The sequence below is a fragment of the Microcoleus sp. T2B6 genome, assembly GCF_036700475.1.
Lineage (GTDB): Bacteria > Cyanobacteriota > Cyanobacteriia > Cyanobacteriales > Microcoleaceae > Microcoleus.
In genome coordinates this window covers 12415-26037 of record NZ_JAUBOZ010000019.1, presented here as the reverse complement: position 1 = coordinate 26037, position 13623 = coordinate 12415, and the positions used below count along the sequence as shown (strand labels likewise).

12 protein-coding genes and 1 tRNA gene are annotated in these 13623 nt (G+C 47.2%); 4 read left to right on the top strand and 9 right to left on the bottom strand.

Annotated elements, in window-relative coordinates; genetic code table 11:
* Positions 1-122 precede the first annotated feature (122 nt).
* Positions 123-662, bottom strand: a complete 540-nt coding sequence (locus QUA00_RS11120; protein ID WP_333108980.1) for a Dps family protein — start codon at positions 660-662, stop codon at positions 123-125.
* Positions 663-1419: 757 nt separating this feature from the next.
* On the opposite strand from QUA00_RS11120, the gene hetZ reads away from it, so the two are divergent.
* From hetZ to QUA00_RS11105, 3 genes are all read left to right on the top strand, one after another.
* Positions 1420-2601 (top strand): heterocyst differentiation protein HetZ, encoded by a 1182-nt coding sequence (gene hetZ, locus QUA00_RS11115; protein WP_333143822.1) that lies wholly within the window; start codon positions 1420-1422, stop codon positions 2599-2601.
* Positions 2594-3664: a hypothetical protein gene (locus tag QUA00_RS11110; RefSeq protein WP_333143823.1), complete on the top strand. Its 1071-nt coding sequence runs from the start codon at positions 2594-2596 to the stop codon at positions 3662-3664. The genes hetZ and QUA00_RS11110 overlap by 8 nt, the downstream gene beginning before the upstream one ends.
* Before the next feature lie 342 nt (positions 3665-4006).
* Positions 4007-6370: a transglutaminaseTgpA domain-containing protein gene (locus QUA00_RS11105; RefSeq protein WP_333409631.1), complete on the top strand. Its 2364-nt coding sequence runs from the start codon at positions 4007-4009 to the stop codon at positions 6368-6370.
* A gap of 281 nt (positions 6371-6651) precedes the next feature.
* Here the strand turns inward: QUA00_RS11105 and QUA00_RS11100 are convergent, their stop codons facing one another.
* The 4 genes from QUA00_RS11100 to QUA00_RS11085 form a co-directional block, all read right to left on the bottom strand.
* Positions 6652-7014 carry a DUF5615 family PIN-like protein gene (locus QUA00_RS11100; RefSeq protein WP_333409630.1) on the bottom strand — a complete coding sequence of 121 codons (363 nt, stop codon included), beginning with the start codon at positions 7012-7014 and terminating at the stop codon, positions 6652-6654.
* A 3-nt stretch (positions 7015-7017) separates the two neighbouring features.
* Complete coding sequence (locus QUA00_RS11095; RefSeq protein ID WP_445305736.1) at positions 7018-7380, bottom strand: DUF433 domain-containing protein; 363 nt, start codon at positions 7378-7380, stop codon at positions 7018-7020.
* Between the two features lie 224 nt (positions 7381-7604).
* Positions 7605-7686, bottom strand: a tRNA-Leu gene (locus QUA00_RS11090).
* A 308-nt stretch (positions 7687-7994) separates the two neighbouring features.
* On the bottom strand, positions 7995-8705 hold the full coding sequence (locus QUA00_RS11085) for a peptidoglycan-binding protein (RefSeq protein WP_333409629.1): 711 nt from the start codon (positions 8703-8705) through the stop codon (positions 7995-7997).
* 626 nt (positions 8706-9331) lie between these two features.
* On the opposite strand from QUA00_RS11085, the gene QUA00_RS11080 reads away from it, so the two are divergent.
* Positions 9332-9472: a hypothetical protein gene (locus tag QUA00_RS11080; protein WP_333409628.1), complete on the top strand. Its 141-nt coding sequence runs from the start codon at positions 9332-9334 to the stop codon at positions 9470-9472.
* Positions 9473-9519: 47 nt separating this feature from the next.
* Here QUA00_RS11080 and QUA00_RS36810 read toward each other — a convergent pair whose 3' ends face one another.
* The 4 genes from QUA00_RS36810 to QUA00_RS11070 all read right to left on the bottom strand — a co-directional run bounded on the left by QUA00_RS36810 (position 9520) and on the right by QUA00_RS11070 (position 13593).
* Positions 9520-10221, bottom strand: coding sequence for a glycosyltransferase (locus QUA00_RS36810; RefSeq protein WP_445305735.1), 702 nt, complete (start codon positions 10219-10221; stop codon positions 9520-9522).
* Positions 10199-11614, bottom strand: a complete 1416-nt coding sequence (locus QUA00_RS36805; protein ID WP_445305737.1) for a hypothetical protein — start codon at positions 11612-11614, stop codon at positions 10199-10201. The genes QUA00_RS36810 and QUA00_RS36805 overlap by 23 nt, the downstream gene beginning before the upstream one ends.
* 9 nt (positions 11615-11623) lie before the next feature.
* The gene (locus tag QUA00_RS36800; RefSeq protein WP_445305734.1) at positions 11624-11941 is read right to left on the bottom strand and encodes a hypothetical protein; all 318 of its coding nucleotides are present in this window, start codon (positions 11939-11941) and stop codon (positions 11624-11626) included.
* Between the two features lie 128 nt (positions 11942-12069).
* Positions 12070-13593: a carboxypeptidase M32 gene (locus QUA00_RS11070; protein ID WP_333143827.1), complete on the bottom strand. Its 1524-nt coding sequence runs from the start codon at positions 13591-13593 to the stop codon at positions 12070-12072.
* Between the last annotated feature and the right edge of the window lie 30 nt (positions 13594-13623).

Genomic DNA, 13623 nt, shown 5'->3' with positions numbered 1-13623 from the left:
GGGTTAAATAAAAGAATTTTAATTTTCCATTCTTCCTTCTTCCGACTTCCATCGAACTGACATCCGTTACATCCGTTAGAGAATCCGTTACCGAACTTCCTTCTTCCTTCTACTTAATCTTTCTAAGCGTGAGAAGCTGTAGGAGTTTTAGCTTGTGGGTGCTGGCCGTCTGGCGCAAGGGATTCCCCCTCAATAAACGATCGCAACATCCAAGCCATTTGTTCGTGCTGTTCCATCAAACCAGTCAAAAAGTCTGCGGTTCCGTCATCCTTAAACTCTTCACCGCACTGTTCGACGTGTTGGCGGAGATTGCGAATAATCAATTCGTGGTCGTCAACTAAACGCGATACCATTTCCGTAGCCAAAGGCAAATCGCCGATATGTTCTTTAATCGAGCCATACTTCAGAAAACCCTCAGCAGTACCAATTGGATAGCCACCTAAAGTTCTGACCCGTTCGGCCATAGCATCGATATTTAGTGTTAAGGCTTGATAGTGTTCTTCCCACAACTGGTGGAGCGATCGAAACTGCGGGCCCACTACATCCCAGTGATACTTTTTGGTTTTGATTAACAGCAGATAAGCATCTGCCAGGTCGTGATTCAATAGTTCGATAACGCCTGCACGTTGCTCGTCAGATAGACCTATGTTTAACTTACGCATTGAAAATTGTTCCTTCAAATCTAACTTTACATTTATTAGAACAAATTACGCCAGCAACTTACATCAACCCAGAGGACGATCGAAGACGATCGCACTTTCGTAAAATATCTGCATTTCAGGTTAAATTAATCGCAATATAGATACCCTTAGATAGATGCCATGAAACTTATTGTTCTGGAGTGCCTTTGTTTGGCAAACACAGGGATGGGGCAACCGATGAGTCCCCGCTCAATCGGGCTATACAAAAAGGCTGCACTATGATTGTTAGTAAAAATCAAGGAATTTATGTCCCAGTTAACCAACATCCCACACAATTAAGTGTGTGGGCTGCTTTAAATGACGGGCTAGGGGACTGGGAATTAAATATAACCGTTTCTAACCCTTGACCCCATCTAGTAGACCGAATGAGAGAACCTGTTTGCTCGCTTCACCTTCAGGAAGACTTGCGCTGCTGTGACAACCACAGCACGCTTGCCGAAGGTATCAACGACAGTGTAGCGTTTTGGGCCCCCATGAAGGCTTTGTCAAACCCGACACTCTGATGAACCATCGTTATGGCAACTGTTTAAACCTGTTTCTTAACGGATGGCGCCTCCAGGACAGATTAAAAAAAGCAGTCCTCTGTGTTTGCGCGAAGGAGGAGATAGAGGACGTTGCAGTTTGTCCTATCTGGGGAATACGCGGTAAAGTAGCAGTAGGAAAGATTTATCCATACTTTTACTAACTGTGGTACTTTCATTGTTAGCTGTAAACCATCATGCGGGAAATCTGCCAGAGCGTGGAAACCATATTTCAACTGCTGTTAGACGAACTTAAAAAGTCCACTCGCGCGTCTGAGCAGAACTGCCAAGATGTAGCAGGGCGACTCGCAGCAGAAGTCAACAGGATATGCACTGAAAGCCAGCGGATTCAAGCCTCTGGAGATATAGAAGGTTCAGCCCAGAGCCTCGCTCAGCACCGCTTGCAACAATGCCTCCACTATTACAATTTAGGCTCTGGGCCCGGTAGAGTAGAATTACACAGTACCCTCAGCGCGATCGTCTATCGCTACATCACCCCTCCGCAGGTGCAGTCTAGCTATCAGGCGCGAGTAGAACTGATCAAAGATTTTTTGCAAGGATTTTATCTGGAAGCTTTAAAGGCATTCCGGCGCGAAACCCAACTGCCACCCACCTACAGTCCCCGCACTCGCTTAGAACTAGCAGAGTACATGGCCTTTGTAGAGCGCTTTGGCAAGCGGCGCATTCCTTTACCTCGGAACCGCAGCCAGCAACTAATTATTTTACGGGCCCAAACCTTTTCCCAGCAGCAGCCCAAAGAAACCTCCGTAGATATGGAACAAGCCGCCGACGGAGGCGCTTCAGATTCCGACCAAACTTGGAACGACACCTCGGTGCACTCGGTGCGGGAAGCGATGGCCGGACAGGGTTCGGCGGCAATTCGTCCCCAAGGCGACGAGTCAGAATCTCTGCGGCAAAAGGTGATTGACGAATTAGTCGCCTACTTGAAAGAGCGCAACCAACAAGAATGTGCCGATTACTTCGTGCTGCGCTTGCAAGACTTGCCGACTAATGAAATAGAGTCGCTTCTGGGCATAACTCCCCGCCAAAGAGACTATTTGCAGCAGCGCTTCAAGTACCATTTGCTCAGGTTCGCCATGTCGCACCGCTGGGAACTCGTTCACCAGTGGCTGGAAGCAGACCTCGATCAAAATCTGGGTTTGCTACCTTCTCAGTGGCAGGCTTTTGGCGAGCAAATTGGTCCAGAGGGACAGCGTTTGCTAAAGTTGAAACAACAGGGTCTGTCAGAGTCAGCGATCGCCCAAACCCTGGGTAGCACGGTAGCCCAGGTACAGAAGCGGTGGTTTAAATTGCTGGAACTTGCGTGGGAATTGCGAAATCGTTCAGATTCCGGAGAAGGGGCATCTAGTGATGAATAACGAAACGAACAGGGATGCAGAGGCTTTCGATCGCCATTTTTTAGACTGGATATTGCAGGCGCCGATCGCGAATGCCTCTAGCGAAGATGAGGAAAACCTCAATCCATCCCCTCGCTCACAAGAGTGGGGCGATACAGAAGAGAATTCCGGGGTGGAATACTGGGAATGGGACGAACCAGACCCGCTGGACTATCAAGTGGGGGCGCACAGCAATGCACCCGCACAACCGCTGACAATTGGAGAAATACCGACCGTGCAAGACCGTTTTCAGACCTTGTTAAAACAAAGGCTTAGAGCCGAAATTGAATCTAACCCGCCGCTGTTCCCCTGGGAAACAGAATTCAAAAGCTACGACCACGATTACCCAGACGAGGTAGCCCCGCAATGGGTTCCCCCCCTACACATCTGGACTCCCCAACTACAAAATATCAGGTGGGGCCGCCTGCCAATTCCGATCGCCCAAGGGGTTTTTGCTCAACTGCTAGAACCTTGTCAGGAACTGGTAATGTCGTCGCTGCGGCAAGGATCGAAGTTAGTTCGCGCTGTAGATGGCTTATTTCCGGGCCATTCTCACGAACTCAACGAATTAGCTGGTTTAGTGCTCCGAGGTGCTTTACGGGGACTTCTAGATTTAGAAGATTTCCCGAATTACGAAGTGGCGAGTACCGATCAACAAATGGTGCTGTCGCTGTTGGCCGCCAAGGAAATCATTGAGTCTCTAACTCTCGATTGTCATGTGAATCAGCCGCCGATTTCGCGCGAGTGGCTTACTGCTTTGGGTTCGCTGACTCTGGAGGCTCAATACCTGTCGAACCCCAACAGAGAACAGCCAATGCCGTGTTTAAGAGTTGAGTGCCAATTTCCGGGGGCAGGAAGTTTGGAACTCAAGGGAGGAGATGCCGAAGCAACTGCACATCGTCCGAATTCGGGGCATTTAAGTGTGGAGTTGTTTGACCCGCAACCTAACAAGACTTATGCCCTAGAAGTTCGATTCCAAAACTTCGAGACCCGACCTTTGATGTTTGCTATTCGTCCAATTTTGGCAGGACAAGATAGCAACTAGAAAGGCCTAATTAGAGTAAATAAGGTAGGTGTTTACTCTCTGGTTTGACCTCACACAAAAACAGATGCAATCCCTCGACTTCTGTCGTGGAAAGCCAAAAAAATTAGATATTAGTTCAAGCCCCCAGATTCATCTGTGGATTCAATCTAAAATCTAATGACAGAGAAATAAGATTTAGATATTAGTTAAAATCCAGATTTATCTGTGGATTCAATCTAAAATCTAAAATCTAAAATCGTTTGACAGGGAAATAAGATTTAGATATTAGTTAAAACCCAGATTTATCTGTGGATTCAATCTAAAATCTAAAATCTAAAATCTAAAATAGTTGGATGGGTGCACATGACAACTGATAACCTGCGAAATATACCTGTGTTGGGTAAGCTGTGGGAGCAGATTGAGGCCATGCCTCCGCCGGTGATTGAGGATTCTTTACTGCTGCGAATCCTAGTTCAGTTGTTGGTAATTGTGGGAATTGTAGCTACTGACGTTGCTGCCGAAGAAGCCCTGAACCTGTGGGCTGTGCCTGTTAGTATTGTGGGAGCAACTTGGAGTTGGTACCGCCGCCGCGATCGCAATGTAGCTGCTAAGTTCTGCATAGCTATTGGAATGCTGGTGGCGCTGTTCGCTTTTTTTAGCCGCTTGGTGGGAGAATTGAATGATACGCGGTTAGTTTTGGCGCAACTGTTAATCCAACTTCAAGTGCTGCACAGTTTCGATTTGCCTCGCCGCAAGGATTTAGGCTATTCGATGGTAATCGGGCTAATTTTGTTAGGGGTAGCAGCGACTCTCAGCCAAACCTTGACTTTTGGGCCGCTGTTGTTGGTGTTTTTGGCTTTAGCGCTTCCAACTTTGGTTTTGGATTATCGATCGCGCTTGGGATTTTTGAAGCCAGAAGCCATTGGCGAAAAAGCACAAGGTAAAGGGAAAAATGAAAGCCTGTCGCTATTTGCTGCTACTTTATCCCCAAAGTATTTTGGTTGGCTGCTGCTGATAACTGTCGGGTTGGGGCTGACTATTTTTGCGTTTTTGCCGCGCCTCCCTGGCTATCAGTTGCGGACTTTTCCGGTGAGTGCTCCTATTGAATATCAGGGGGAGTTTGACTCGCGCAGCATTCTGAATCCAGGGTATGTTAGAGGGGGAAATGAAAAAGGGACTGGCGGAGGAAGGGGGAGAAACCCAGAAAAAGGGCCAGGAGAGGTAGACACTACTTTTTATTACGGTTTCAACCAGCGCATTAATCAAAATTTGCGGGGGGAGATGAAACCCCAAGTGGTGATGCGGGTGCGATCGCAGGCGGCGGGTTTTTGGCGAGTATTAGGCTTTGACAAATACACCGGTCAGGGTTGGGAAATTTCTCGCAACGAACAAGCTCAAAAGCTTACTCGGCCTAGGTGGTCTTATCAATTTTATCTGAATCCGTTTCCCAATGCGCCTCGGAATCAAGAGGTGATTCAAAGTTATACTATTGTTGCTCCAATGCCGAATTTGATTCCGGCTTTAAACAAGCCGAAGGAGCTTTATTTTCCGAGCCCAGAGGTGGCGATTGATGCGGAGGGGGGTTTGCGAGCGCCTGCGGAATTGGGAGAGGGTGTGACTTATACGGTGATTTCTAATGTGCCTTTTCGCGATCGAGCTTTGTTGGGAAAAACTGGTACTAATTACCCGAAAAATATTCGCAAGTTCTATTTGGATGTGCCGCCGAAAATTGCTGAAAAGGTGCGGGCAAAAACTGAGGAAATATTGCTAGCAAGGACGAGAGTAGCTAAGTCTGATAGATCGATCGACTCTCCCTACGAAAAAGCTTTGTATTTGGCTCAATATTTAAAGCAAAATCCGAATTACAAAATAGAAAAAGCTTTGCCTTACTTAGAAGAAGGTGAAGATTTAGTCGAGGGTTTTCTGTTTGGCTACAAAAACACTCAGGGTGGCAAAAAAGTTACAGGTGGATATCCAGACCACTTTTCGACGGTACTGACAATTATGCTGAGGTCGATCGGGATTCCGGCCCGAATGGTGGGCGGTTTCGATACGGGGGAATTTAACCCGTTTACGGGTTTGTATATTGTGAAAAATACCGACGCTTTCTTGATGACGGAGGTATATTTTCCCAATCACGGCTGGTTTGCTTTTAATCCGATTCCCGGTTATCCGCTGATTCCGGCTTCGGTGGAAGACAACCAGACTTTTAGTGCGCTGGAATCGTTTTGGAAGTGGATCGCGGGTTGGCTACCGACTCCTCTCAGAAGCGGGCTCGATTCAGTCATAGGTTTTGTAATTGGCTGGATAACTTTGATTGTAGGCTGGTTTCTGGGACAGTTTGCTAAGGGCTGGGTGGGGTTATTTACTGGTTTGATTGCTGCGATCGGCTTTGGCTTTATTGGCTGGTTAATTTGGCAAGTGTGGCGCAAGTGGCGCCACCGCCGCTGGCTGGCGAAGTTGCCGCCGGTGGAGGGGGTTTATCAGGAAATGCTGAAGGATTTGGCGAGTAGGGGTTTTGCCAAGCAGAAAGCTCAAACCCCTTTGGAGTATGCTGAGGCAATGCGCGGGAATCATGCAACTGATGAAGCTGAGGTGATTGATGAAGTTTCGCAAGCTTACGTGCGCTGGAAGTATGGCGGGGAATCGGGTAATTTGAACCAGTTGCGGCGGTTGGTGGAAAATTTGAGGCGATCGCACTTGAAGAAACTGAAAAAGTTAAGATAAAAATCGGCGAGGGAAATTGCTTCTACACAAATAGGAGTTACGGAGAAAAACCCAAGAAACCGGGTTTTTCCGGTTTCTACGGCTGCATGGCGTCTTCTGGGCAAAAACCCGGTTTCTGGTCACCCGCGCATAATCTGATGGCGATCGCAAAATTTTCACTCTTAATACAGCCTCACCCTTTCAATCATCCGTTTGATGAGCAACAATGAGGCGATCGATTTCTTGGTGGTGGCGATCGTAATAACGCCAAGCATTCTCTAGATCGCGATCGGAGTGTGGATTTATGTTAAGGGGAGATGAATGATTCGGTCTTGGTATTCGTTATCAAACGAACCATCAACAATCAAAATCAATTCCTCAATATTTTGCCCAATACTTAAATCTTGATTCAAAACGAAAATCCCTGGAATATGACAACCTTTAGCCAGATGATCTACCAAATGCACGGGCATTGACTTGCGATTATTTGTCACCAAAATAAAGCTATGATCCTCACACCACACCAAAATCTCCGGATCGAGGGTGCTTTTTGGGGGTGTACCAATTTCACCCACGGCCCAAACTACTAAATCGGGGCGTTTCCGGCGAAGCTGTGTAGCATAAATGGGCGTAACATTCTCATCCATCAAATATTTAAGTGCCATTCTTCAAGCACCCTGGATCGCGGTTTGCCTTTCCCGTTCCGCTTTCAATTTTCGCAATCTTTCTGCTGCAGGATGGGGATTTGCTGCTTGCATTTTTCGCTGCTGATGCGACCACTCCAACCAATCTTGCAAATATCTACTTACTGATTCTTGATTTTTTAAATAATACAAAATAGTCGTATAAACTTCTGCTAAACTGAGAGAAGGATAGAGTTGGTGAATTTCTTCTGCGGTGCGTTCCCGATAAATATACTCATACAGTACCGTCTCAATCCCGATGCGATGTCCTTTAATACGAATATCATCCGGTGCTAAGAAATCAAAATACTCATTAAGTCCCATATCTAAACTTCCTGTTTTAGCCATCTACTATTCTACTCGTTATCAGGAATCCCTTGATTCGCCCGATCGGCATCATCAGAAGTTAAAACATCACAGTCAAGGGTATGCAAATGCTCGAACATTGCGATGATCGCACAGAGTGTTTTGATCGACCGCCTTACTCGCAAGAGTCAGCGAAACATGAGCAAAAAACGGGATTCTTGGTTCAATTAACCTCCAACCCTTGATTTATAAAGTATTAGATAGTATGCGGATAAAAGGACTTGAACCTTCACTCCTCTCGGAACCAGAACCTAAATCTGGCGCGTCTGCCAATTCCGCCATATCCGCATTTTGACATTTCAATACTATAGCACACAACAGAGCGATCGGTCAAGCGATTTTAGATTTTAGATTTTAGATTTTAGATTGAAGGAAGCGACCCACTGATAAATCCGCAGGCTGATGACCACATAGCCCAATCGATTTTAGATTTTAGATTTTAGATTTTAGATTGAAGACAGCGCCCCACTGATAAATCCGCAGGCTGATGACCAAATTGCTCGATCGCTCAACATCGAGAAACCCGGTCATTTTGGGACACCGGGTTCAATCATGAGTTATCGCCACAGCAATTTTCCGTATTTTTCACTCGTCGCTTACTTTTGGCCCAGCGCCTTCCAGGTTGTGTCGTCCACCATGCCACTAGCCATCAAGCCCTTATACTGCTGAAAGTTCTTGACAGCCGTAGCAGTGCGAGCGCCAAAAATGCCGTCGATCGGGCCCGGATCGTAACCCTGCATTTCCAAACGCACCTGTAGCGTTTTCACCTTGGAACCGACAGCCCCTTTATTCAGAAGAGTTGGAGGATTACCCGGAACAGCAGCATTGCTCAGAATTGGAGCATTGCTCTGCACAGTTTCAGGAGCCGACGCTGGATCTGCTGCTAAAGCTGTCCAAGTTTCTTTATCCACAATGCCATCTGCGTTCAAACCCTTAGACTGCTGAAAAGCACGAACCGCCGATGTAGTGCGAGAGCCATAGGTACCGTCGATCGTCCCCACCTTGAAACTGTGCACCTGCAAGCGCTGCTGTATGGCTGCAACTTCTGGCCCGTCAGCACCCGCCGAGATAGTTTTTTCCTTTTTCACTGGCGTCTGCTCGCCCGCGTAAAAAGGCTTGTTAAACATATCTGCTTTGGACTTTCCCTCCGGCGATGCTGACGCACCCGGATCGGCGGGAGCCGTAAAGTCTCGGCGGTACTCTTCCTGCACCAAGGGTTCGGAGTCGAAAGCAGCAGTTGCCTTTCGGGTTAAGCCGGGAGCGAGCAGAGCGATCAAGCTGAAAATCGTAACAGTAGTCACACGCATAAATTTCATCCTGTTGGTAAGGTTTGACAAGGTTTCCCTGTTTTCATGTTTCTAAATCTAATTGTATTACCCGGACAGCTTTCTGAGACATATAGCAGAAGCAAGAAGGAAGAATGACTTTCGACTTCGCGATCGGGTAACAAGAAGTCCGAGGGAAGGGGTAATAGACCGCATTGGTTTAGGCCATTAAGAAAGTTCTAAGCGTCTGGCGCGGTTGCTATATCTGCCCCGGTCTCTAGAATTTCGGCAATGGGGAAACCAGCACTCAGAATTTGCGAGTTGGAAGTTACCTGTTAGAAGTAGGGGCCGGTTCGCACTATTCCTAATAAACCCGGTTGATTCCGAGATGTTTCGTTACCAAAGCCCATATTTTCGTAGAAACCGGGTTTCTTAGCCTCAGTCCTATTGTACAAAACCTGCCGTCATTCACAAATATTTACGGGCAGGTTTGGTACAAAGTTGATCCATCAGAGGCGAAGTTTTTTCCTTGAATCCCCCCGTAAGATCAATTTCGGTTGTATCTGAGATGTTGCACCATTCTCACTTACTTGTTTAGGAACAGGCAAGATGCCTGTTCCACAAGAAAATTCATCTCTTGTGGAATGGGCCGTTTAGGAACAGGCAAGATGCCTGTTCCACAAGAAAATTCACTCTTTGTGGAACAGGCATCTTGCCTGTTCTTGAGAATAGTGCAACATCTCAGTTGTATCGGAATTATTAAACCCATCTTGACGCAGAGGATACAGAGAAAGGGAAGAAAGAGATGAATAATTCCGATACCAATGGAGTTGAGAGAAAAAGCAAAACTCGGCAGTTATCGATTTGCGTGTTCTGCCAATAAAGCCTTGGCTCTTGGCTTGTAAATCAGATAAAACAGCGATTCTATGTAACGGAGCATATCTTCGCGGTTTTCCTTGGACGAGTAGTTCCAGAAACCGTAAGTCCGCGCCAGTGTCAGCAGCTTGGTAGTGTGAATGTTCCAGGTATACGTGCTGTAAACTCGGTCAATCCCTCGCGTTGAAATTTCATACCAATAGTTGGGATTGTGTTCGCATTTCGATAAAAAATCGAGAATTCTTTGGGCAGTCTCCTGGTGGTTAGTCGGATTGATATAAAACCCATTTACCCCATCTTGAATGATTTCCAGCGGGCCGCCAAACTGCGTCCCGAAAGTGGGAATCCCGGTAATCATTGCTTCGAGAATTGTCAAGCCGAAAGCTTCAAATAAGGCTGGTTGAACAAATATACCTTGGGCGTCAGCGATTACCCGGTAGATTTCGCCGGACAGGCTTTTGGAAAGCCTCACTCCCAGCCAGCGAATTTTACCGTGAAGGTTGTATTGGTCGATAATTGCGTAGAGTTTTTTAATTTCTTCTGCTTCTTCGTAGTCTTCGGTTTCTTCGACCCGCAGTTTGCCAGCTACTAGAATTAAGTTGCATTTTTCTTGCAGTTCCTGGCTTTTTCCAAACAATTCTGCTAAGCCTGTCAGGTTTTTAATGCGATCGAGCCTGGCCATCGAAAATAAAGGGCGCTTTTGCGGATCGTCGAGTTTGCCAAAGACCTGTTCGGGGTCTTCTAGAGTAAACAGCAGTTCGCCCTGGCCGATCGCGATCGCCTTGCACCCGGTCTTCGATGCGCGTGTAGGGAAAGTACACACTTTCGTTGACTCCCGGCGGCACGACGTTGAATTTAGGGCTGAACAGTTCAATCCCGTTCACAACGTGGTACAAATCCGGCATGGTAAAACAATGGTAAGATTCGTACTGACCGACACTATCGGGTTGTCCCACAATCTCTTGATAGGTGCTGCTGACAATACAACTAGCTGCATTCATAGCAATTATATCGGCAGTAAATTGCAGCGAAAAATGGTACTTGTCCTCTGATTCTTGCCAGTAAAGATTGCTGAACAAATATTTAGATTTTTCCAGCGCATGGGCAATATTGCACTGAGTAGTTTTGAGTTTGCGAGACAGCAAAAACGCTACCAAGTTGCCGTCGGAATAGTTGCCGACAATTAAATCGGGTTTGCCCTGAAACTCAGCCAGCAGTTCTTTTTCTGCATCGATCGCGTAAGTTTCCAAATAAGGCCAAATCTCAAATCTCGAAATCCAATTTTGAGTCAGTTTGGGATTGAACTCCCGGAAGGGAACCCGCAAAATCCAAGCATTTTCTGTGGCGTGAACTTTTTCCAAACGTTGGTTGCAGCGCGTGCCATCGCTGTTAGGAATTAACCGGGTGAGAATAATTACTTTAGGTTTGACTCCTAAACTATCGAGACCGGCAAGATGAATGTCTTCTTGCAGTTGTTTCTCTAAACTCTTGGCTTGATCGAGGACATAAACTACCTGACCTCCCGTATCCGGTCGCCCCAAAACTCCTTCTTGGCCGAACCAGCCGTGAGGAGAAACTAGGACGATTTTGAAAATCATCGGGATGCGAGAAATAAATGCTTCTAGGGTTTGCGGATCGGGGGAATCAATTAATTCGTCAAGAATTCCTAGGGTTTCATGCACGCGGGCGGCGGTATTTCCCCAACCTGCCTCAAAACCCATCATTTGCAAAACCAGTCGAAATCTCTCGTAGGGTTCTTCTTCAGAAAGATCGCCGACAAAGGTGAGGGCTTTTTTGATTTGTTGTGAAAGTTGTTCTTGGGATTTTATGCGATCGTTAATTAGTAATTGTACGCCGTTGTAGCGGTGAATCCGCAAGAAATTAAATAGACTTTCCTGCCACTGTCTGGCATCTTGGAACAGTTTGCTGGACAGGTATCGGTTGAGGAATTGCACTCCTTTGCCGATGTTTTTGGGGTCGCGAATTGTGGGGGAATAATCGTAAAAAGGGCCGAAATCTAGTTCGAGAATATCGCCTTCTTGGGGGTGAAAGTGGTTGACGAAGCGATCGCGCACATCGAGCAATTATTGCACTGTCATCTGCTCAACAGTCAAGTCGTCTGCAACTCGCACTATTTCCATTGTAGCAATTTTTGGTCGCAGCAGGACGCAAAGACTGCCATCTTCGAGAAGAATTTCCTGAACGTAGTAAATCAGTTTGCTTAAAAGAGAAGATTGATGAAACTGTTCGGGCTTTTCGTATTTGGTGCAGTAGGTGGCAAAAGCGTTAACTATGTCGTTTCGCAGTAAATATTTGTTTCCTAAAGCGCGTAAATCGCTGACAAACTGACGCAACTCGGTTTTTTCGTCGCTGGCGATAACAGCCTGAAAGAGTTCAGACATACATACTCCCTTATGTAAGACTTTTGATTTCCGCTGTGAAATTAGGCGATACTCAAACAGTATCGCCCGTTTTTTAAGCGGCTACTTTTTTTGTAATTTTAAAGTCTGCAATCTGAACTTGCTATCCCTCAAATGACATAAAACTCCCCGTATTTGTGGCGAATGTAACGGATAAAGGGATCGATAGTTAAAGGTGAACCTGTAACGCGATCGATCAATTCGACAGCAGTGTATTTGCGGCCGTGCTGGTAGATATTTTGTTTGAGCCAGTTGTGGAGTACGCTAAAATTGCCCCGTTCTATTTCTACGGGAATTTCAGGATTGATTTTTACTGCTGTTTCGTAGAATTGGGCGCTCATCAAGTTGCCGAGGGTGTAACCTTGGAACATTCCGCCGATCATACCAACATACCACTGAACATCTTGCATCGCGCCTTCGCTGTCGGTAGCGGGGACAACGCCGAGGTCGGTTCTATAGCGTTCGTTCCAGGCTTCGGGGAGGTCTCGCACTGCTAGTTTTCCCTCTACCATTGCCAATTCTAGGTCAAAGCGGATGGCGACGTGGAGGTTGTAGGTTACTTCGTCGGCGTCGGTTCGGATGAGCGATCGCGAGACTTTGTTAATTGCCCGGTAAAATGCGTCAGTGGATACGTGTCCCAACTGTCGCAAAAATACGCCTTGGAGTTGCGGGTAGAAACATTCCCAAAAACCGCGGCTGCGCCCGACCAAATTTTCCCAAAGTCGCGATTGACTTTCGTGCACGCCGGAGGAAATGCCACCAGCCAGAAGCGTGCCCTCAAATTCCGGGGAATTTCCTAGTTCATAGAGGGCGTGTCCGGCTTCGTGGATGCTGCTGAAGAGTGCTTGATCCAAGTGGTCTTCATAGACGCGGGTGGTAATTCGCACGTCGTCTATGGAGAAGTTGGTCATGAACGGGTGCAGGGTGGTGTCTTGCCGTCCCCGTTGGAAGTCGAACCCCATGCGTTCTACAACTTTGCGAGTGAATTCTAGTTGTTGGAATTCGGGGAAGTCTTGGTGCAAGCAGGAGTCGTCGGCGGGAGGTTGCGAGGTGATGGCTTCGACTATCGGCACTAATTCTTGACGCAGTTGGGCGAAAAGCGGGCGCAGCAGGGATACTTTCATGCCGTAGTCGCTACGATCGATCAACGGATCGGCGATGTGTTCGTAGCCGGGGAAAAAGTCGGCGTATTGCCTGCTTAATTCTAGGGTTTTTTCTAGATACGGCTCGACGGCTGCGAAGTTGTTGGCTGCCCTGGCCGCGGCCCAAGCTTCGTAGCAGTCGGCTTGGTGGCGGCAGAGTGCGGACATGAAGGTTGCGGGGACTCTGGCGGCGCGATCGTAGTCTCTGCGGGCTACGCGGATCAGGCTGGCTGCGGTGGAGTCGTAGGGGAGGGTTTGTTCGTAGAAACGCAAGTCTTCTAGGAGTTCACCTATTTTTGGATCTGTAAATTTTTCGTGGGATATTTGTTTGAGAGTAGCCAACTGGCGGCCTCTGGCAGTTGCACCTTTGGCGGGCATATAAGTTGATTGATCCCAATGCAGCAACGACGAGGCTGATTCGATGTCCGTAACTTCTCTGAGGTGGGCTGCCAGTTGAGCGAATTTTGCTTGAGTTTTATCTAGGGTTTGCATGATTGGGGTTTATGGTGCTGTTTTGCCTAC